This is a genomic window from Natrialba sp. INN-245 (assembly GCF_009807105.1).
GTDB classification, from domain to species: Archaea; Halobacteriota; Halobacteria; order Halobacteriales; family Natrialbaceae; genus Natrarchaeobius; species Natrarchaeobius swarupiae.
Window position 1 is genome coordinate 1 of sequence record NZ_WUBV01000018.1, and the last position, 23,363, is coordinate 23,363.

Consider the following 23,363-nt stretch of genomic DNA (forward strand, 5'->3'; position numbering starts at 1 on the left):
GTGTACACATTCTCTACCGGATTCTCACATTCCTAGTTACTGACGATTCTAGCTCGACGTCTCTGGATGCCCCGATCTGCTAAACTAGAACGGATGGTTCTATTGGTTAATTTTCAACACCATTTGTGGGGTAGCGTGCAACTGGTTTTGACCTTCGAAGTGCGATTCGACAGGGAGTTCCAACTCTAATAATTGCAGCCGAAGAGCGGATCGAATAGCGTCTCGATTTGGTTCGGTAACCAGACGAACTCACGCTAGAGTCTCGAGAGATAGACGCTACCGTGGGTATCTGCGAGAGGTTCCTCAATCGTCTCCGGCATATAGACAGCGTTCGAGTCAACTATTGTGAATGTTTCTGTCCTCTATCAGTGATGTGTTGATAGATGTTTTTCCGCAGTCTCCAGAGCCTGAGGGTCTACTGAAACATAATCGGTGACAGAATTCGTTGACGATACGTTCTCTGTATGTTACACTGGAAGCGTTAGACAGTAGGCCTCAATGTCTGGTGCAAGTGAGATCACCTGCTCTCGCTTCCGTAGCTCTGCCTTTCGGGACTCGATCCGGGCTTCCAGCTGCTCAAGACGTTGTTTTTGGTTCCGAATCGCAATGCGCATATCCGACCCCGTTGTCGCTTTTTGTTCATATGAATTGATGAATGATTGGATTCGATCTCGCTCTGCTTGCTCGTAGGCTTCCAAGTCGGAGAGTTCTTGCCGGACATCCTGCTGGCGCGTTTCGAGTAAGTCATCACGGATGTCGGCGACAAGACTACTAATGTACTTCTCCGCAGCGTCTTCGAGTTCATCACGCTGCTTGAGCAACCGAGAGACTGTACTCCCATCTGGGCGAGCGTGAATTGTATCTGCCTCAAGGACTCGCTCGCCAAGCACTCGCTGAGCATCCAATCCAGCTAGGTCGACGTAGATAGGGATGAGTTGCTCGCGAATCGTCTTGCCGGTTGCATCTTCGAAGGCGACTTTGTAGACGAATGTGATGCCGGGCTGGTCGACAAACGGCAGCAGCTTCATTCCGGCCTTCCCTGCGTGTTGCTCGTGCTGGAGAACCAAATCACGGAGGGCCTGCAGAACGTCCGCATCCGGGGAGAGGTACTCGATTCCGTCGTGATCGATGGCGAAATCTCGACTGAAGGTGAATGGGCCCATCGTCTCAGGCTGACCGCTGTCAGTTACTTCTGGTGGGACTTCTGCCTCGTACAACTGGTTTCCACGCTTCTCGACTGACCCCTCGAACGCCTCGATCGCTCGAGTGAAGAACTCCCGGATCTCCTGTTCACTTCCGAAGACGTCCTCGGAGTCGTCGACGATCGACTGAATCTCCTGTCGACTCTCAGCGTCGAACGTACTGCAATCGATGAGACTCCGTTCATACCACTCAAGGAGCGTCTGCTCACGCTCTTCCATTAGCTCCTCGAGTTCCTCTTTTGTTGCTGAGGCAGGTTTCTGATTCTGGACGGATTTCATCAAGAGGGAGTCGATGTTGACGTCGTCCAGCATTCCGAGGACGTCTGCCGTCGCACCGACTTTCGACCGGATCTCCTCAACCTTATCTTGGAGTAGATCGAAAATCTCGGATTCCCGTGTGCCATCGAACTGGAAGTTCCATACCTTGACCTCTTTATCCTGGCCGTAGCGATGGATCCGACCGATACGCTGTTCGAGGCGGTTCGGATTCCACGGGAGTTCGTAGTTGACCATAATGTGGCAGCTGTGCTGGAGGTCGATTCCCTCGCTGGCCGCATCGGTCGCCATCAGTAGTCGCGACTTCCCGTAGTTGAATTCGTCCTCAATCCGGGTTCGCTCGTCTTTGCTCACATCTCCGTGGATGGTTAGAATCTCGTCTGCCCACGGTTCGTCGGCGAAGAGATTGAGGAGATAGTCCAACGTATCGCGGTACTCAGTGAACAAGATAAGCTTCTCGTCCGGATGCTCCTCGAAGAGCTGCTCGATGTAGCGTTTGACCTTCCGGGCCTTGGTGTCGACTGGGAGGTCCTCAGCCATGGCGACGAGCTCCTGCAAGGTGTCGATCTCTTTTTGGAGTGCCTCATCACCCTGGGCGACCGTGAGGCGTTCGAGTTCCTGCTCCGCCTGTTCACGGTCAGAGTCCTCCAAGTCCTCGCCTTCGAGGTAGGCCGTTGCATCGGTCGAGAGACCTTGCTCGTCGGGTTCGAGCAGTCCGTGAAGGCGACGCCGGAGTGTCTCTCGAATTGCGCCTACGCTGCTTACAAGCCGCTTTTGCATGAGCGCCATCGCGAAGCCGACGGCGGGCTCGTTCAGTTGATCAGATCGGTTGTAGACCTCGCGGACGTACTCAGTTACGCGCTCGTACAGTTGTTCCTCTGCAGGAGACATCGAGACGGTGGCCGTCTGGACATCTCGTTTGGGGAAAATGCGCTCGCCGTTGTCGTCGTAGATGGTCTCCTTCCCGCGCCGAATCATGACGCGGTTCACCGTCTCTCGAGTGAGGTCCTGGTCCTCGGCGACGAGGAACGGGTCGATATAGCTGTTGAGTGATCGGAACGCCTCCCCCTTCCCGTCGTGCGGTGTCGCACTCAGCAACAGCAGGGATTCACAGTGATTGGCGACGCGTTCGGCCATAAGCGAGGTCTTGCTAGGGGACTCGCCCCGCTTGCTGGCCTTGTGCGCTTCGTCGATGATGGCGACGTCCCAGAAGGCGTTCTCGATCTCGGACTGGAACTCGTCTTGACGGAGGAACGCCATGCTGGTGACCAGACGCTGGCCCTCCTGGTCCCAGATGTTCGCCTCCTCGCCGAGTCGTCGACGCTCGGCGTCGACCCACTGGCGGTCTGCAACCGTGAGGTCGATGTCGAAGAAGCGCTCCATATCCCGTATCCACTTCTTCTGGAGGTGTGCGGGAACGAGGAAGAGGACGCTGTTGGCTCGATTCCGGGCTTCGAGTTCTTTGAGGATGAGGCCTGCCTCGATGGTCTTCCCGAGACCGACGTCGTCGGCGATGAGTACTCGTTGGCGGAGCTTCTGCATCACCTGGTTTACACAGGCGAGCTGGTAGGGTTCGAGGCGGACGAGCGAGTTCGAGATGCTCAGGAGTTGCCCCTGCTCGTGGGCCATCTTGAGCTGGAGGGCCTCGGTTCGGAGGTCGAACCACTCCGACGAGACTGCTTCGTGTCGGGGGTGGAGATCCGCCACCTGGTTTTCCAGGGTATCGAGTGCGTCACTGCTTGGCTCGACGGAGACATGGTCGAGACAGACCGTCTTCGCACGATCCCCCTCAACATAGACCCGGAGGTATGGGAGGTTCCCGACTTCGTACGTCCGGATAACCTCTGCGGGGGCACCGTTGAGTCTGATGCGCTCGCCGGATCTGAATTCGACACTCATTGAGCTGGAAGGTGACTAATTGATGACCTTGTCTTTCACAATTTCGGGAACGATCTTCTTATCTGCAAGTGGCTGAACATTTATCGCCACTCCGTGCTTTTGGACTGGGTCGTATCCCGGCGTCAGGATCTCAGAGAGCGCTCGATCTTGCCAGTTCGAGGGTATTGCCTTCGAGAGTTCGCTACACTTCTCCCTGATTTCCTTACCCAGTTCTACGTCATCATCAGTTTCGGCAGCTAGTTCAGCGAGAAGTTTTATTTCTCCCTCAAGTCCCTCACGGGGTTCACCGTTGTCGAGATAATCCTCTCCCTTGCTGAAGTAGTAATTCATGAAGAATATTCCATTACTACCGTAATGAGTCGAGCCTACAAGATCGTCGAAGTACGGGAAGAGGTCGTAAAGGTGGGCCTCAACAGGTTGGTTTTCATCTTTGCTATATGCCATACATGCGGTTTCGAGATCTTGTAGTGCATCGATCCACTCGTCCCTATTCTCATTGACTCGTTCGAGGAACGTGGGGCTAAACAGATCCTCGAATTCGCCGGGGTCCATTTCGTTAACAAGCTGATCGAGCGTTTCTAGTCTTTTTTCAGTCCGATAACGGAACTCGGCGACTTTTGGAGCCAATTCCCCCGTGAGCGACTGCATTTCATCATCCCAGTCACGAGGATGTTCAGAACCCAATTCGAGGGCTACTTCCTGGAACTCATTAATTTGGGTGAGAGCACTCTCATACCGTTCATACTCTTCTGCGGCCTCTGCTTGTTCTGTAGTTGAAAGTAACTCATCAGATCGTCGCTGATCGGCGGCATTTCGTCGCTTGCGATATTCGTTCTTCAGTGGTTCTAGGTATCTCGATTCAATTTGGTCAAACAGACCTGCAGTAAGTTTGTTATAATCTACTAAACAGGCAAATCCCTCCATCTTTGGATCGGACACGAGGCGCTCTGTTGTTAATTGCCACAAAATCGGTGTGTTTTCAAATCGACGAATATGGTATTTGAAGAGGTCCTGTTCTATCCATGATTGGATATTGGGATATGCACCACTGCCAGGTGTTTTATCACCCAATTGTGTGTCAACTTCAGCTAGTCTATCTTGGCCATATTCATTAAAAATCCGTTCAAATTCTCTTTCGAGGCGTTCTACAAGGGGCGGTTCTCCCTTGACCTCTGACGTAAGTGGTACAATCCCATCCTTATCTTCATCCACTATCTTAATTGAAAGGTGAAGTAAAAGGTCCTTGACGAGATTGTTGAATTCATCTGTTACTTCACTGATGTCTCCCGGATTTTGTTCAGTGGACTTACGTGGATCAATATTTGTCCGTAGAGCAATCTCCCTTAGAATTTCCTCTTGATCTTCGTTATCTATATCGAAGTGGCTGAATATTTTCTTGTCTATTTGAACAGCTGTGTCTTCTAGTTCTGTTCGCATCCTTGCTAAGTATTTCTCCGCAGCTAAGCCGAGTTCTACGAGACTATCAGATTTACTGAGAGTTTGGTCAGGATTTACGGGCTGAATATCTTGCAAAAGTTCTCGATGTTTGTAATCGTACCCGGGGAGGCATTCATTAATTCCTAAAACTTTGAGTAGGGTCGGCCCATTATAATAGGGCGAGATGAAGTCATTCTGACGTAGTCCAAGAACGTATGATATCATTTCTTTGGCTCCATTCTCTAACAATTCTATTTCGCCGAGTTTTGGATCCCAGGGTAGTTTAGAGACCTCTCCCACATTCCAATGCCTTCCAACTGTTTGAGCAAGGACAAGATATGTAATTAAATTGCTATTACAGTAGGAGAGCGACTGCAAAGTGGCCTCACTTGGGGAATAAACCATACTTGTATCGCTAAATACCGAACCAGGACTCAAATAGCCGAAACGCCTTCCGCCTTCCTTGATGCGGTTAAAAGATAATGCATCGTCAAAATAATAATCTGTATTACGAAGATAGGATCCATCATATCTACGAACCTCCGCTCCGCCATTATTCCACCAAATCGTATCTGTAACTCTTGGAAGGATCCATACATCTTCCCCACCCTTAGCAAAGGGCACCCACTCATCTCCGCGGGTTTCCCAGAATTTTCGAGCAAACCGATCGTCATTAGCAGTAGCCAATCCTTGTTTCACAGCGCCCTGACTTTTCCTGTCAACCCTTGCATTATCTGCATCGAGGACGATTTCCGAATCATATATTTTTCGTATGTCTGTCGAGACCCAGTATGTGAGCGGCGACCCCGGTATTAACGAAAATTCCCCAATTGTTTTTGTATAACGGCGTTGAACCCCAGTATTGTCAACAGAATCAACATAGGCACTCTGCAGGAATTTCTGTTCTTTTTCCTCTTTTTCGACGTCATGCAGTCTAAAGAACTCACCCGTACTCTCGTCGTTCAGACCTTGATCAGTCCTCACAACTGTACCCACAGTTCGAACTGTAGCATTATCCAGAACACCAATCCCATACTCCGCTAGGAAGTCAAAGGCACCTCGCTCACCGACGAAGTCTTGTCTAAACTCTTCAAAACTTCTTTTAAACATGAAAGTTCGAGGAACGAGCATCCCGATTCTGCCGTTCTTTCTGGTTAGACTGTCACACACTTCAAAGAAATTAATATAGAATTCCGGATGGTAAGTATAATGCTGTTCAACATACTCCTTCACCGAATCAGGCATTCGGTTTCGAGTCCCATATGGAGGATTCATTAATGCAACATCGTAGTCCTGCGACAAGATGACCAAAACTCGGAGGAAGCTCTTCAGATCCTGCGCAAGAAACGATTCTCCATTTCGTTGCTCAGCGATTTCTTGATGAAGATTGTCCAAGAACGTACTCAGACTACCTGGGCCAGAGATGGCTTCCATTAGAGTCGGCTGTTCTTCCATCGTAAACTCATCTTCTAGAGTCCCTTTCACATCCAAGAGGGAGCCAAGACCCTGGACGTTCTCGAAAGCACCAAGAATATCTTCAAGCGCTCTACGGACTTCTGGCTGATCACCAGCTACTTCATCGAACACCTCTGATGCCGCTTCTACGTTAGCGATTTTGGCGTCAGCACAAACGATACCTATCTCTGGCATCTCGAAATAGGCCCTGCCTTCTTCTTCTGACCGTCCACGAGCTTTGAGGTAAAGATTGAACGCAGCAAGCTGACAAGCACGCAAGTCAAGATCGATACCGTATAGGTTGTGTCGAAGGATCTTTTTTGGAATTTCCGCCCGATCTAGATCCGGTCGTTCACGGTGCCATATACGCTCAAGTACGTCGAATGCATATAAAAGGAAATGCCCGCTTCCACAAGCAGGATCAATTACGCGAATCTCCTTTGGCTCTTCGAAGTCAGGAGCTTCGCCTTCGTCCTCTGCGGGGACGAGAAAAGTACTGAAATCGGCTAAGGAAGGCGTTTCGTCAGGTGAAACTGCCCTGAACTTCCGATCTTCTGTTGAGAGATCCTGCTGTTCATCGATCGTAGATAGCAACTCACCCTTGGACTCAAGATACATTTTGGTGAGACTGTTGTCGGTGAGCATCCGAACGACCCAATGAGGGGTATAGAACTGATTTGCGGGTGGGACGTCCTCGGGATCTAAACCTTCTCGGTCGCCTTTACGGCGAAGCTCATCGAGTTTTGAGGCGTTGTAATACTCATACACCCAACCAAGGACATCATCTGCTCGCCACACCTCGTCAGGAATATCATCGAGTTTTCGGCAGAGTTCCTCAAATATCTCGACATCAGGCTTAATAATACTGTAAGGCGATTCGGGATCAAAGAGAATCTCGATTTCGTCAGTTAGTTCACGACAGATCTCATCATATGCCTCGATTTTGGCCTCGTCAGGGCCGAGGTACTGCTCATTTTCCAGTTTTTCAGCTGCCGGGGTAGTGCCAGAATCACCGAACTGGGTAACTGGGCGATCGATGAACCCACGTACCTCCATGCAACGGAGAGCAGTCAGGCGGTTGACGATCGTATATCCGACTCCCATCACGTATCGCTCAAACTTATCCTCCCAGATCTTATCTTCGTCCTCGCGCTCAACGGCCTTGACGAGCTCTGCTCGGGTATCCGCTCCTTCACCGAAGAGGTTCTCGCCACCGTCCTCATCGTTCAACTCGTAGGTATGCTCAAGTTGGTACTCGATATCCGCCTCGACAGTTTCTCGAAGTCCGGTGACGACATCTTCGAGGTGCTCACGCTCTGATTTGTCCAATTGCGCTTTCGTCTCAAGAGAAGATTGTTCAGACATGATGTACCGCTCTTGTCTCCTACCTCATAATGAGCCCACATCAAAGTTCCCTTGCGGTCCGTTCATTTGCCCAGAAATCTGCACAAGAACTTCTAAGTAGATACCACGGTCTCGTCATAGTATGGCTACAGGTCGAAACGGGGAGTTGGATTCATGGCTCCCATCTCTCGTTGGGAGACTCCCCGAATCGAAGATCACTACGGATTTGACTCATTGCGGGCTCCAAGCCGAGAGAACGCATGATATCGCATCTCTCTACGCGGACGAACTCGATTGGACCTCGGTAAAGGAGATCTGGTACGACGAACGGGTCGCGAACCGAAGCAGTCGGAACAGCGCTGAAAAGCCGCTCATCGCAATTCGAGCACGGCTTCAGTCAGCAGGTGAAGGACTTCCATCGGTCCCACTGCTCCCAGAGATCTTGGACCAATGTCGAAACGAACGCGACCAGGCACAGGTCCTCTTCCTTTATCTCGTCAACCACGACGGACTAGCCCGCTATGTCGTCCACGAGTACCTCCGCCGACTGACGAAACAAGGACCCTCCGCACTCAACTTCGAGACGGATACTGTTCTCAACATCCTCGGCGAGTTCCGCGACAAGGCTGGCGAACCGCTAGAGTACTCGGAATCAACACAGAAACGATGGGTGCAGGGACTTCGGTCTGCCCTTCGTGATATCGGTGTGCTCGAAGGGAAGACCGAGACCATGGGTCAACCGCCAAAGGTCGGCGACGTGCCCCTCCAGGTCGCGGCCTACTACTCTTGGGCGCAGAACGGCGACGAGTGGCTCACGAAGCCGATCGGCTGGCTCTACCTGTTCCAGTCCGAAGAGTACTGGGAACCGCAGAGCAAGCGGCTGGCCGGATATGAGGGCTGGACACACCACGAAGCCCGGAGTCGCGTCTGGTTCGAGCCCGTCGACGACTTCTACACGATGCTCGCGGAGGGGTCGGCATGACTTCCATGGACGACCTGTTCGAGAAGCAGGACGCGACGTTCGAGGAGTCCATTCGTATCGACCGGAAGTTCGAGGAAGACGAAGGCAGAGCCGCTCATCGTGATCAGCTCTACCGCCACTACCTCGACACCTATCACATCACAGATGCCTCAGAGAACTTCCTTCGGGACTTCTTCACTCGAATTCACGGCCACGACGAGGAGATGCGGAAGGGAGCCAATCACTGGCTCTACGGGTACTACGGCAGTGGGAAAAGCCACCTGCTGACCGTCCTCAACCTCCTCACTGCGTCTGCGGACCTCGCAGAGGAAGACAGAGAGGAAGTCTGGAATCGGCTGGATTCGGATAGCGCCTACAGCGACCTCTTCGATACCTGGTCCTCGATGCTCGACGAGTACCGTCTCGTCCCCCTCCCGATCAACCTCTTGAAGTACCAGAGTGTTCGGGAACAGAGCTTCAGCGAGATTATCCTCCAAGCAGTCTATCAGGCGCGAGGCCTCTCGAACCGACTCGACGTCGCATTCTTCGAGGAGTGGTACCAGAATCAGGGAACGTGGGATCAGCGTGACGAACTCACGAAAGAGGTCCTCAAAGACAAAGGCGTTCCAAACGCGGATCAGTACTCGTGGGATGATGTCCAACAGTACCGAACCCTCTCTGATCTCGTCCTAGAGGAGCTCGTCGAACGAGAGACAGGAACTGCAGATGGGTTGGCGGACATCCAACGCCAGGATATCGGGCAGCGGATGGCTGTCGAAGCCGTCGAGTCGTATCGCCAAGACCTCGAGGCGGAGTCTGAGAAGCCGGTAAAGATCGTCCTCCTCGTCGACGAAGTGACGCTCTTCATCGGTGGGGACTACCAGCGTCTCTCGGAACTCAACGCGCTCGCGGAGAGTATCGATACGATCGGCGAGGGGAATATCCAGATGGTCGCGACGGCGCAGTCCCAAATCGAGGACGTCCAACCGGGACTCGCCGCGAAGCAACTCGACTTCGGGATTCTCAAAGACCGGTTCCCACACCAGTACCACCTACCAAGTCATCACGTCGGGGAAATCGTTCAGCGTCGCCTCCTCGAGAAGACCGAAGAAGGAACAGACTGGGTTGAGTCAGAAGCACTGACGGCGCGGGTACATCCGACATCTACGTTCGTCTACTCAGAGGTCGGGCAGAACACGGAGCCACCTCTCAATCGAGTCAAGGAAAAGGAGTTCGTGCAGTTCTATCCGCTCCTGCCCTACCAGCCGGCGCTCTTCCTGGAGATACTCTTCAATCTTCGGAACGAGTTGGCCGACTCGACGAAGTCGATCTTCTCAGGGACAGCGAGAGCAATTCTTGCCATCGTCGCCGGACTCCGGGACCGATGGATGCGCGACGAAAGCAAAGACGAGCTGTCCCTCATCAGCCTCGTCGACTTCTATGACCTGATTCGGTACGAGCTCGAGGACATCATCGCCAACGAGATCGAAGTCCTGGAGGAGATCGAAGCCGACGAAGACACGACTGGCTTTGACCTCAAGGTCGCAAAAGCGGTCTTGCTCCTCTCGTACGTGCCCGACTCAGTCCCACAGAACGACGCCAACATCGCGGTTGCGGTGATGGACGACCTCAACGGGCAGCCACGGACGACCGTCCGAAACCAGGTCCAGAATTCACTGGAGAACCTTGACAAATACATCAGGCCGAACACGGCCGAGGACGGTCCTCTCCTTCGAATCACGGATCGAGAGGAACGGGAGATCATCGAAGAGGCACGCAAGAACCGCAAGAACCCAGATTGGGACGAGATTATCGCCGCTTTCGACACTGAACTCTGGGCGGACATCAGCCCTCGTCTGAATCTCCCAACGTCGGTTCCCTACGGTGGGGACGGCGACAACTACCCCATCTCGTACAACTTCTCCATTGATGGACAACCACTAGATGGGGCGGACGAACACGAGGGTGCCCTCGAAGCCACTGTGGTTATCCGGGGCGTGCGACCTGATGTCGACTCTAAGAAAGTCAACGAGGGAACGATCTACTGGTCGGTTAAGGAGGATGGATTGGAGGATCTCCGAAGCCAGCTCATCGAGTGGTGGTCGTTCCACGAAGCGACTGCCGAGACGGAGACACCCGATACGATAGCCCGAGACGTCGACGATGCAGCGGACAGGGTGAAAAGTAAGATCGCGAGCGCGCTCAAAGATGGCTCGTACAAGGTTGAATCTCAGGAACCGCGTGGTCTCGAGTCTGCGGTCAAAGAGTGCATCAACCGTGCCTATCCCTCGTTCTTCCATCCCGTCATGCTCGAGGTAGACCAGAGCTACCTCTCGGAGCTAAAGCGACTCAACGACGACGAGGAGTACCCGGAGTGGGCACAGAAGATCGATGTCCCAACACCAGATGCGGAGGTGTCCACGATGGGGACGATTGCGAAAGAGATTCGAGGCGCCGTCGGTCGAACGCTGGTCGCTCATGACAACGAGATGGGTCTGCCAGCGCTCTTCGAGAAGATCACCGAGGAGACGCCGTTCTATGGAGAGGTCAAACCTGCAGTAACAGCGGTCCTTTGGGGGCTGTGTCGTGCGGGAGAGTTCCGCCCCGTTGCAGAAGATGGAGAGGCTCTCTCCGCGGATGAACTGCTGACGCTCTCTCAGCAGATGGAGATCAAGCTGCGTACGGCACCGTCGTCGACGTCGCTCAAGGAACAGTTCATCGATGCTGGAATCATCGACCCGATTCAAACAGTCGACGAGGGAATCGTTGCCCTCGAAGAACTGAATGAGTCGGTCAAGAGGCAAGCTCGCACGCTTGCAGAGACGACAGAAGTCAGTACAGAGACTGAACTAGAGAGCGAGGTGCTCGTTTCGCTGGTTGCTTCATTCAGTAATGCACTCTCTGAACTGGCGGATGGCGCCGAATCTCGCGCCGACGCAATCGCTGCTGACGATACGGACTGGGAAGAGATAATCGATCACGTGGCGAGTGACGAAGAGTGGTTGACTGGGGTTGCGGATCGATGGGATTCCAGGGAATCCTACCTCTTACAACTCGACGGGCTGCTGCGGTTCAGAGAGCTGGAGATTGACTGGCTTAGCCAATCGTTCTACGGCGCACTGGACCAGCTGAGCCAACAGCTCGAAAACGAGTCTGGACGGGAGTGGTGGACGCAGGAGGGCTGGCAGTCCTTCGATCAGTCACTGGATGCCCGGTTGACCGCAATCTCGGCGCTTGAAGAGGATTGGTCGACTCAAGTAGCAGAGACCAACGCGAAATCACTAGCGACGGAGCTCGAGGGGCATCAGTGGCTGATCCCGCCGCTACAGCTGCCTGAACACAGCGTTCACGATGGATTCCAGTCTGGATATCTCCGCCCACTTCGCCACTTCAGAGATACCCACGAAAGTATCCAAGCGTGCATTAGTGCGCTGACGAACCGGGAGCCTGGTACCCATGACGAACGCACATTGAAACGAGCGCTCGGGACGGTATCCTCAACGACGGATTGGGACAGCCTCACTGAGGACCGAGTCGACACGTATCGAGAAAAGTACGAGACTGTAGAGCAGTTAGTCGGTGGGACTCGACCCGATGAAATCGAAGGCGTAGGTGTGCTATTCGGCGATGAGTCTGGACTCAAGGGCCAATTTGAGCGTCTCGTGAAGTCGAGGAAGCCGACGATCGAACAGATCGATGGAGGTGTGATTATCAAATGACGTCGACGCGAAACCCTCTCAAGAGATTCACCGAGGAATTGGTCGACTTCGCAAGTGGCGAACGGCGGGGAATTCGAAATCCCTTCGTCATGGTGCCAGTCGAACCATCTGTTGAACACCGAGTGACGGAACGGTTGGTTCAGTGGGCAGACCCCGAGACACCAGATACACTGACGAACTGGGCTGGCATCGAGAACCAGGCCGGCAACGAACTCACAGTCGAGTGTGTTCGGCTCGATCACCTGATGCCCGAGACGCGTGTTTTCGAAACCACACTCGATCTCGGGCCTCTTGAACGAACCACCACGAACGCAGTAACGGAAACGCTGGAAACGAGTCTGGCTGACGAACTCATCGGGAAACTCGTCGAAGGACAACTCAAAGGCGAGAACGCGCAGCAGCATATCCTCCTGCTGGTGAACCTCGGAAGCCTCTATCCGTTCACCCGCGCCTCAGAGCTGCTCGATGAGATGGACCGCCGAAACGTGAATACTACAATCGGAATCCCGTTCCCTGGTTCGATTAGAGGTGGGAAATTGAGCTTCTTCAACGAGGACGCACGCCACTACTACCCAGCCCACCGAATTGACGAGAAAATCACTGAGGTGTATCTCGATGACTGATACGACACTTGAATCACTGTTTGCTCGCTCGCCGACGCGAGAACTCGAAGAAGTACAGAAAGTCAACGAAGTTGGCCAAGCCGAACGCGACATCGACGAGTTCTACGAGACTGATAGCGCTCGAAAGGTACTTACAGAACTTGGAGAAGTCGTCAACAGTACAGGATCACAGCCACGCTTCCGGTATGTCCATGCCACCTTCGGATCCGGGAAAACACACCTTCTGAAGCTGATCGGAATTGCGACCGGCGAGATCGAGGGGCTCGAAACGGTTGCTCCGAAGCTGTCGAGCCAATTCTCTGGGTTCAAGGAATTCAGAGACCGACTCAATTCGTCCCACATCGACCACCTTGTCCCCCTGTTCATGAACCTCCTCGACCGGGACAAGGTTCGTGACTCAACGCTCTCGCTCCTGATCTACGAGGAGCTGGGGAATCAGCTCAACTACCCGACTGACCCACTCTGGTTGCTCGAGTGGGTGTGGACACTGGAGATCGAGCATGGGCTCTGGGAAGCTGTACGCTCTGTAGAACACGATGGAATGTCGATACAGGAAGCAGCACAAGACAAGGCTGCGCTCCGTCCATGGCTCTATGAAGCACTTCCCGAGATGGACGAGACTGATGGCACGCCCCATGCAACGAAAGATGGCGTCAGGGAATCAATCGAGCAAGCCACGGGACGGATCAGTACTGAGGCGTTCACACCCGATGAACTCGTAGAACGGCTGGACCGAACGAAGCGCTACCTACAGGAATCAGGCGAAACGTACGAGTTCCTCATCGGGCTCGACGAAGTCGCCATTTACGTCGGTGACCAGCAACACCGCTATCGAGAGTTCCTAGAGACGGTCGACACACTCATCGCCGACATTAATCCCCCAATTTTGGGAACAGGACAGTGGTCGCTGCGGGACATGCAGCAGGATTTCATGGGCGAGGTCGATCCTGAGGCGTGGTACACGAACGAAATTCCGCTCCGGGGTGCCGATACCGAGATCATAGTCAGAAAGCGGTGGCTCCGAAAGTCAGATTCCGGGGCGAACACGGTACACGATCTGCTCGAACGGGCTCCTGACTTCGAGTTAGAACTTGCCGACGCTTCAGAATACACCGACGTCGGAGAGCCCGTAGAGGCGTACCCCTTCCGTGAGCACGACCTCTGGTTGCTCCGCGAGGTCATGCAGAGTCTCAAGAAAGAAGACTTGGAAGTGGACAGAGAGTATGTTCAAGGACGAGCGCTGCTGATTCTCGTTCGTTCTCTCTTCACCAGCTTTGATTGGTCCCAGAAAGAGTCTGGAGCGGTCATTGCGTGGGATGAAATCTATGACTTGATTGAGCGCGAAACGACGGACATTCCGGGATGGGCAAAGGACCAGATCCAGAAAGTCGAGAACACGACCGACGAAATGGGGGTGAGTGTCGCGAAAGTTCTCTATCTCCTTGGCCAGGTCGACGCCGTCCCAACAACGAAGGAGAACATCACACGGCTTCTGGTTAACTCAGTAGATCCTGACATCGATCAGCTCGAAAGCGATGTTGAGGAAGCCCTCAAAGCGCTGATGGAGGACAACTTCGTTCGAACCGACGAGAGTGTCCAACCGCAGACGTATAGAATCCTGTCGAAGGAGATTGTCGAGTTCTGGGATCAGATTCACCGGGAGGCAGCAGGGCTTCCTCAACATCAAGTTCGGTACAATATTGAGGACCTTCTTCGAGAGGCGGATCGTGGTCGGTTGACCGCGGATGATTCACTCCGAACGCGGAATGTCGATGGGATCTCCGACGCTCCGTACACGTTCCGCTACACTGTATTAGATCAAGTCGACTCCTCACCGGAACCTCGTTTCGATGGTGTAGTTGCCAGGGTACTAGCGGCTGACTCGAATACAATAGAAGAGTCACGAACGAGATGGCAGGAGGCGAACGCTGGCGAGCAAGGCGTCGAAGACGTCCTTATCGTTATTGAGCTTTCAAAGGGCCTTCGTGAGAGTATTCGACATCTGATTGCGTTGGATAAGTTATTGGAGCCGGGGGCTAGCGCAGAACTCCGTATCGAGCAACAACAGGAGGAAGAGACCGTCGAAGACGAGATCGAGGAACTCCTCTATGGAGCGAAGCTCTATACGCCGGACCATAACACGACGCGAGGGACGTATCTAAGCAACATCGATAGTGTGCTCGCTGATGCTGTCAGAGAGAAATTCGAGAACAGGAAAACACTCGATACACGGCTGCAGGAGGTTGACGACGCTCGTACCCTCTTCGAGTTCTTCAATGGGAATGGTACGTGGCCGTTCTCAAGCGACGACGCAGAAATGCTCGGGGTCAAGACAGTTCCGAGAGAGATTAGTGATGGGTGGGCTGAAGAGTTCCTCAACGATTACGCTGGAGAGGAATTAGTGAGTGGAGAGACTGTCCTCGAAGAAATCGCTGGTCGCCGAGGAAAATATCTCGGGACGCCACGCGAGGCACTGGCAGCGCTTCTGATCACGCTCGCCGCAGCAAACAAAATCGAGATCAGACGTGATGGGGTCCGCATCGAAGACCCAGGCGGAATCGGTCGCGTGATGCGACGTCTTTCCGATATCCGTGACATCGATATTGGATTCGATCCAGTGGACATTGAGGGAAGTAGCAATCTAAAAGCGGTCTATCAGTCTCTTCGAGGATTCGCCCCTCAAGGGAACGATCCGACCGCTTGGCTATCGAATCTAGCATCTTGGGCAGAAAAGAATAGTTCGGGTATTCGAAACATCTGTGCTCGTGTGGATCTCGAGTTTGACGAAGAAATCACGCTGGATGCGCTCCGTGACGCGTTAGAACCAGGGATGGCAGGTGGCGAACTTGACGATGCAGTACTGACTGAATCGCCAGTACCAACGCAGGCAGAGTGGTTCCACAAAGCTGAACCATTATTCGAGGGCGAGGAGCCGCTCTGGGATGAGTTCAACAGTACACTCGAGACGATGCGATCACTGTACCCAGATGCTGCGATTACCTACAAGATGGAAGACGCCGTCGATAGGTCGCGCATCCCTTCCAAGGAGAGTCTCACTAAGCTCCAGACAGAGGCTCAGGACTTCCGTACCTCCCAGATTAGTGAACTCTATCACCTTCTCACGGGTACCACACCCGAGGGGGATTCGATCTCGGAGCTCTGTTCAGCGGTCGAACAAGCGTTACTGGATCAAGACATAATCGTGGAAATCGATACCGTCACCGAAACGATTTCAGGAGTGAATTTCGAGTCACTCAGAGAACTCGATGAGATCGCTGCATCCGCGGATGACATCTCCGAATCCGATATCGCATCCGGGAACGCAGTCAGCGAAGCTAGCCAGCTTGAGGAGGCACGAGGAATACTTGAGGATCAACCAAATGGTCCACTCTACAACCAGCTCGAATCTCGGTACGAGGAACTCAACTCAGAACATTCTGATGCGTTCATCACGAAGCAGGTGAAGCGTGCGCTAAGTGGACCAGACCTCGTCACACCATCCCGAGCAGAAGCGTTGGTAAAACAGGCCGAGGCAAAGCTCCAGTCAACGGACGATGATGATGATGACGATGATGAAGACGATGATGACCAAGATGACGACGGACCATCTGTCGACGAGCTCTGGGCAGATGTGACTGAACCAGGTGACGGCACTATCGTGGTTATCGATACAGAGGAGGGAGACCGATGAAATCACAACCGACGACGACACTCGAAGACCAGGCAAAAGCTCATCTAGAAGATGAATTTCCTGACGACTACGCGACAGCTGTTCGAGTCGTCTGGTGGGACGACGGAGGACATCTCCGAGAGGTCGTCCGTGCTGCTGCAGACCGGATCGGTGTGGGGTTCTCGGAGGCAGAGCGATTCCCTCTCGAACTGAGAAGAAACGCAATCGACGAAATGGAGACTCCCCACGTCTGGTACATTCCGCAAGCGAAGGAGAATCGTGACTGGTTCAGAGACATCCGTGAAACTGGCGGTGAAATCGAACTCACGATCGAACAGCTGACTGCCGAGCTGTATGAGGTCAATCCCTGGGATATCTATGATGTTGAGCGAGGGACGGAGTCTGACCGCGAAACTGCAGCGAATGTAATCAAAACTCAGTTCGCAAGCGGTGGAATTCCACGCTACGGGGACCTGATCGGTGAGATAATCACAAAGGGAGAGGGCCAGATTTTAGAGCACCTCCTCGAAGGTGGATGGCCAGAAATTGACAAGGATGATGAGACGATTGCCCGAGTGCAAAAGTCGCTTAAAGACAGGCACGTCGCTCCCGCAGACAATGCTGAAACACCAGAGGAGATTGAGGACGTCGTCTGGAAGTGGGCCGTTGCCCGCTGGCTCGTCGCCGAGGGAATGGATGTCGACGCCTTCCCCGAGGGATATGGAAACGTGGGTAGCACCCTTGGCGATATCAACCCACTCAAACGAATTGTCGATTCCCGACAGAGCAAGCGGTTGGCAGAGCACTATCTGAGCGAGAGCTACTGGGGGGACATAATCGAATCATCCGACGATGCGTGGGAGCTCGCGGCCTGTCCGGTTGATGGAGCGCTTGATGCAGCTCTGTGGGATGCTTGGCTCGAATCGTTAGAAGAGGGGAGGTACACGGAATGTGTCGAAAGAGCGATCGAACGCCAAGAAGCTCTTGAGGTGTATCCGGACGATATTCCCTGGACGACGCTTTGGGAACAAGCCGAACAAGTAGCCGAGTTGGAATTGCGGTTTGCAGCCTGGGAAGAGCGGTCCCAGTCGTCCGACCCCTTTGACCAGTATGCCGATCAGGAAGACGGAACCTGGAAGATCGACTATGGGGTGTTGGAACTCGAGATCACAGGTGAACCCGAGCAAGATAGGCTGCTCAACTCTCACCCGGCGACGGAATCGCTCCCTGAGATTCGCGCTGAGCTCTTAGAGACGCGGTATATGAACTATCTTGAGGAGATGAGCGAGGAAGTTGTCAGCTCGTTTAGTATTGGATCGCCTCTGGCGGGGAAAGACGCAGCCTACGAGTGGTGGACTGACAACGAGCAGGATCTCGCAACAGGGGAAACAGTCGCCCTGTTTCTGATTGATGCGCTGCGATTAGACCTTGCTCGGGAGCTGGCCAACCGCCTTCGAGAAGACTATTCGATTGCCGAAGAGACCAGAGTTAGCACACTTCCATCGGAGACCAAATTCGGGATGGCTGCACTCACACCGGGGCGAGCCCACAGGTTCCGTGTCAAACTCCGGAATGGGAAGCTCTCTGTCGAACGAGGTGGCCAGCGTCTCGACAACAAAGGAAATCGAGTGAAAGTCCTCGAACGAGAGGGGTGGGACGTACCGGACGATCGCAATTCCGGGTGGCAACACCACCAAATCGCATACCACGACAAGGACATCGACGACATCGGTGAGAATGAACTCGACAACCCAGAGAGTCACTTCACCAGTTACATCGACGAACTCTACGATCTGATTACAGAGAAGCTAGAGAACGAAAACTGGGATCGAATCTACGTCGTGACGGATCACGGATTCGTCCTGCTCCCGAAGGGGACTACGATGGAATCGATTTCTAGCTACGACGGAGATGGAGAGGTCAAATATCGTCGCATTGCTGGAGAAGACATCGAGGACGCCGGAACGGGCGTCCGAGTTACGGGTCAGACACCCGGGACAGAATATCTGAAAACGTCAGTTCGATTGCTCGCGAAACCTCGGCAGTATAACAGCAAAAGTGGGCTTACCGACGCCCGCTATTACCACGGTGGGATCCTTCCGCAGGAATGTATGCTGAACTTCCTCCGAGTCGAGAAAGAATAGCACGCGGCGAGACAATTCGCTCGTGAACTTGATTAATAAGCGCAAATGAGTACTGTGTACGCAGATGGGCCACGTCTACTACCACCATCCCGGTGACAAGCAATTCTCTCTTGACTTCGTCCATCCGGATCCTGGTGAAATCGTTTCGCAGATCGTCGGTTACGATGATGACGTCGCAGTGAAGGTCCAAGCATACGAGACCGACGAAGAATTCTTCGTCGTCTATACGTCTCGCGTCGGCGGTGGGCCTGTTCGTGAGATCGATTTCAACCTGAATGAGTCACTCGCGAGGATGAGCGAGGACAATAGCACCATCGTCGTTCGGCTGCTCGAGATCTACCGCGCCCTCATCGCTCAGAACGAGGAGGAAGAAGGTGTTCCTGTCGAGGCGTACAAGAAGATCGACGTCGACGCGCTGCCGGACGTGCTCGATCGGACGTCGTGGGAGGGATCAGCAACAGCCGTTGCAGGTCGGCTTGCCTCGAACCTGATTCTAAAACACGCACTTCCGAACGCCAACCACCGGACTGCTGTCGCACTGATCCAGTTCTACCTCCGACGTCTGAATCCGAACTTCTCCATGCCGAAAACGTCCATAGAATTCGATCCAGAGTCATACGACTGGCGAGAGTGGGTGAACGAGTACATCAACGAGTCGAAACGACTGTTGACTGTTCGACGGAAGAACGTCCTCTTCAAGCACCTGTACCGCTTCGGCGCGAGAACACTTGAGCGGAAACACGCGGTCGAAATCGACTTGACCGCATATGAGCTGGATATGTACCCGAGTGAGGCGAAGATCGTCTATGCAGAGCAGCACGAAGAGCTATGGATCGAGTTCGTCGAGGAGGCCGTCGAACGCGCAGGGTATCCAGACCTGAAGGGAACGCCAGGGCTATCGAAAGCAGAGTTCGCTGAAAAGATTCGGAACCTCGACTAAGGAGTGCCGTTAGTCTTGGAGTGTGGCGACTGTTCGGCCCGTTTCCTCGGCCTCTTGGCTGCGCGACATATTGTATGTCGCCAGCGCTTCGTCAACCGCCTGGTCAAGATTCATTGATCAACCCAACCTTGGGTCTTCCGGCGGATAAACGCTTGCATCATCCCAGAAGATAGCCTCAACGTTTGTAAATTGACTCGCTGGGATTGAGCGTTCAAAAACTTCGTCTACACGGATTCAGAAAACCCCCTCACAAGAACTTTTCCTCGACACAGTGTACCTACCAGAACGGACGCTACGATGACCATGGGGTGGCGCGTCACGGCTACGCCGCTGACGCGCCGTTCATCGACACGCCACGAGACGCTCGATACCACTACGCGAAACGCTTCGGTATCGAGGCCAGCTACCGCCTATCCGAGCAAAGCATTGCAACGACATCGACGCAAGATCCGGTGGTACGGCTGTTGTACGTCGTGGTGAGCCTGCTGTTGCAGAACGTTTGGCGGTATCTCCACTGGGAATATGTGGCGACGCCCCGCCGTGGCGGGCGTCGCCTCTGGTCGTGGTCGTTCAAGGAATTCATCAATATGATCCGACGGGCAGCGTGGACGGCCCTCGCGGTGCGTCGGGCCGTCCCCGCAAACCGGCCACCGGACGATCGCTTCCACCGCTAAGCACCGACCGAGGAAGCCCTGTTCGTGAGTGGCAATGCCGTCGCGTCGGCGGCTGATCGCCGCCGACAGCGACAGCTCCCTCTTCGATCAGCGTAGTTCACCCACTTGTGATAACTCGTCAGGACGAAACTGGAGACTCAGATCGAATTAGCTGGTGACGCTTTGTGAGGTACTGAGGCTACTTTGCGAGAGGAATGAGGAGGCGGCAAGTGTGCACCAAGACGCCTCCTCATCGAGAATTATGCGTCGGCTCACTACACTGTTTCCCTCTGAGTTTCTCGAAGAGCACGCCGAGGAACTCGGCGTGGTCGAACGGGAGGGGAAGCTTCAGATTCCCGTCCTCGTGTGGGCACTCGTGTTCGGCTTCGCCGCAGGCGAAAGCCGAACACTCGCTGGCTTCAGACGCAGCTACAACTCGACAGCTGATGAGACGATCTCTCCCGGTGGCTTCTATCACCGGCTGACACCGTCTCTTGCAGAATACCTCCGCGACCTCGTCGAGGCCGCGCTCGACGAGGTCGCTGTTCCCGACGCTGTTGACGCTGATATCGACCGATTCAGAGACGTGATGATCGCTGATGGAACGGTGCTACGGTTGCACGAGTTCCTCTCTGATGAGTTCCAAGCCCGTCACAAGGAGCAGGCTGGAGCGAAGCTCCACCTGCTCCACAACGCTACCGAGAAGACGATTGAACGGATCGACGTGACCGACGAGAAAACGCACGACAGCACGTTGTTCAAAACAGGCTCGTGGCTACAAGGACGGTTGGTTCTGTTCGATCTAGCGTACTTCAAGTACCGCCGCTTCGCGTTGATCGACGAGAACAACGGCTACTTCGTGAGTCGGCTGAAGAAGAGCGCGAATCCGGTGATAACGGAGGAGCTACGGGAATGGCGCGGTAGTACATCAGAGAAGCTTTTGTGCAGCTGGAGCCCATCGAGTCAAGCGTGGTTGGTCGAGAGAAGGAGCTTGTGCGGCATCTGAGCGAAGAAGAACTAGAGCGGTTGCTGACCGAAGCTGATGACATCAAGGTGTACAAACGACTTGTCTTTCTGAAACTTTTGTACGGTGGAGCAACGCTTGCTGAGGCAGCTGGAGATGTTGGCGTCTCAGAAGGAACCGCCAGTAACTGGGTTGAGCGCTGGAATCAGGGTGGATTAGGTAAACTGACGCCGAACTTCGGGGGCGGCAGGCCCCCGAAGCTCGACGAAGCCCAACAAGAACAATTCATTGAGCACCTCCGTGAAGGACAGCCCTGGAAGAAACAAGAGATTCAGCACCTTCTTGATGAGGAGTTCGATGTCGAGTATCATCCGAACTATCTCCCAATGTTCCTCGACGATCTTGGTCTCCACTACGCTATTCCTCGTACAAAACGTCCTGACCGACCAGATAACGCCGAAGAGATCCTCGACGAACGCGTCGAGTACGCGTTCGACGAGGACGCCCACGACCACCCTCACAACAAGCAAGAAGACGACGATGACGATGAAGAATGGGACACTGATCACGACGTTTGTACTGATGGCGGTACTGTCGTCGGGTTTTTCGATATTTCGCACCCGCAACCGTGGGACAATTCTCAGCGGCTGTACACGGTTGATGAGCCACACATCACCCGGCCGCTGGTGAAGATCGATACACCAGCGGCCGGGTTCTATGCGCTCAACGGTGAGAGTGTGTTGTCGTTTCCACCGAATCAAGAGAAAGAGAAGATTTGTGCATGCTTCGAAAGGGTCCGCGAGCAGAATCCCGGCAAGCGGATTCTGCTCGTGTTAGATAATTTCTCATCACACGTGTGCAAGTACACGCGAAAGCGTGCACACGAACTCGGCATTGATCTCGTGTTTCTCCCAGTTGGATCACCGGATCTGAACCCAATCGAACCAGTCTGGAAAAGCCTCAAGTGGGAGTCTTCGCCGTTGATTGTCGACGGCGAAGACGAGTACCGAGCACTCCTTGATGACCTGTTCGACCAGCTGACCGAGAAACTGAGCTTCGCTGCATCGTGGATCGACAATCACCTCGGTGACTTCCTCAATAAGATTCGCTAATCACTAGAGCGCGTCTCTCTGCGGTATGACGAACGAAACGCGAGCGAAGCGAGCGTTGAGTGAGTCATCTGTACGTAACACTCTTGATCCGGTGGTCTTGCTTCTCGAGGGCAGACCGAGTCTTGTACAGCTGGAACGGCCGGTATCCCTGGAGTCCAAGGATTGGACAACTGAGATCGGCCTGACGGGGATGCGACGTGAACGATTGGTGGGCTCGATATCGGTGGTCCACGGAACACTCGAGAAGACAGAACGCGCGGGAAGGTGTACACACTGGTACGCTTGAGGAGACGATGTTACGGGGATGCGGATAGACGTGTGAATTGCTCGGATCGCGTAGGGCAGAGTGGAGTTGACGTGAAGATGACGCTCGAGGAGAGGAGGGCAGAAGGAGGGAGAAGATCGTGACGGAGGGGTGGAGTCAGAACAATGGTTGTGAGGGAGACGACGTCGTTGAGGAGATGTCTCGAGAAGAGAGAGGAGTGGCGATTTTGCGAGGGTGCGGATAGGCGTATGGGTAAGGGTGCTATAGAACGATTCTCCGTGCTGAATCTGTCAGTCAAATTCCTCAATCATTACAAAAATCGTTTCTACCACAACTACAGGAATACCGGCTTCTCGGCTTAATTCTACCATCTTCGTCTATTCGGCCCACACACACACACTAAGCCACACCGAGTACATCCTATAAGAATCGGCTCTTCCCTCTCCATCTGCCTGAATACATCCCCCCATCGGAGATACCATCAGTTCTTCTGGTATGCCTCAATACCTGCAAATGCCGAATCGGCGTCTATTAGATCAGTGGAGAGCTTCGGCGTCGTCGGAGAGAATGGCAGGGGGTGTGTGAAACGATGTTCGGACGGTCGCAACGGGTGTGGGCGGGTGAGTGGTAGTTCCCCGCTGGTTCCCCCTGGCGGTTCATTTCTGGGAAGCAGCAAACAAGTGTATTTTGGCTAAGGAA

The 23,363-nt window shown here is 53.8% G+C and carries 9 protein-coding genes and 2 pseudogenes; 9 read left to right on the forward strand and 2 right to left on the reverse strand.

Annotation, left to right across the window (positions count from 1 at the left end; genetic code table 11):
* Positions 1-467 precede the first annotated feature (467 nt).
* A complete protein-coding gene (locus GRS80_RS07380) occupies positions 468-3,377 on the reverse strand; it encodes a helicase-related protein (RefSeq protein ID WP_160047004.1) in 2,910 nt (969 codons plus the stop codon).
* Positions 3,378-3,392: 15 nt separating this feature from the next.
* Positions 3,393-7,634 carry a BREX-5 system adenine-specific DNA-methyltransferase PglX gene (gene pglX, locus GRS80_RS07385; protein ID WP_160047005.1) on the reverse strand — a complete coding sequence of 1,414 codons (4,242 nt, stop codon included), beginning with the start codon at positions 7,632-7,634 and terminating at the stop codon, positions 3,393-3,395.
* 121 nt (positions 7,635-7,755) lie between these two features.
* Between pglX and GRS80_RS07390 the strand changes: the two genes are divergently transcribed.
* From GRS80_RS07390 to GRS80_RS07430, 9 genes and pseudogenes are all read left to right on the forward strand, one after another.
* The gene (locus tag GRS80_RS07390; RefSeq protein WP_235019673.1) at positions 7,756-8,595 is read left to right on the forward strand and encodes a BrxA family protein; all 840 of its coding nucleotides are present in this window, start codon (positions 7,756-7,758) and stop codon (positions 8,593-8,595) included.
* Positions 8,592-12,293, forward strand: a complete 3,702-nt coding sequence (locus tag GRS80_RS07395; protein WP_160047006.1) for a hypothetical protein — start codon at positions 8,592-8,594, stop codon at positions 12,291-12,293. The genes GRS80_RS07390 and GRS80_RS07395 overlap by 4 nt, the downstream gene beginning before the upstream one ends.
* 245 nt (positions 12,294-12,538) lie before the next feature.
* Positions 12,539-12,916, forward strand: a complete 378-nt coding sequence (locus tag GRS80_RS20635) for a BREX protein BrxB domain-containing protein (RefSeq protein WP_235019674.1) — start codon at positions 12,539-12,541, stop codon at positions 12,914-12,916.
* Positions 12,909-16,607 (forward strand): hypothetical protein, encoded by a 3,699-nt coding sequence (locus GRS80_RS07405; protein ID WP_160047007.1) that lies wholly within the window; start codon positions 12,909-12,911, stop codon positions 16,605-16,607. The genes GRS80_RS20635 and GRS80_RS07405 overlap by 8 nt, the downstream gene beginning before the upstream one ends.
* Complete coding sequence (gene pglZ, locus GRS80_RS07410; RefSeq protein ID WP_160047008.1) at positions 16,604-18,730, forward strand: BREX-5 system phosphatase PglZ; 2,127 nt, start codon at positions 16,604-16,606, stop codon at positions 18,728-18,730. Before GRS80_RS07405 ends, pglZ begins: the two co-directional genes overlap by 4 nt.
* Before the next feature lie 64 nt (positions 18,731-18,794).
* Positions 18,795-19,670 carry a hypothetical protein gene (locus GRS80_RS07415; RefSeq protein ID WP_160047009.1) on the forward strand — a complete coding sequence of 292 codons (876 nt, stop codon included), beginning with the start codon at positions 18,795-18,797 and terminating at the stop codon, positions 19,668-19,670.
* Between the two features lie 272 nt (positions 19,671-19,942).
* Positions 19,943-20,344 (forward strand): annotated as a pseudogene (locus GRS80_RS07420) (ISH3 family transposase); the annotation flags it as partial.
* Between the two features lie 241 nt (positions 20,345-20,585).
* Positions 20,586-21,245, forward strand: a pseudogene (locus tag GRS80_RS07425) (IS4 family transposase); the annotation flags it as partial.
* Between the two features lie 47 nt (positions 21,246-21,292).
* Positions 21,293-22,399, forward strand: a complete 1,107-nt coding sequence (locus GRS80_RS07430; RefSeq protein ID WP_343161488.1) for an IS630 family transposase — start codon at positions 21,293-21,295, stop codon at positions 22,397-22,399.
* Positions 22,400-23,363: the final 964 nt, after the last annotated feature.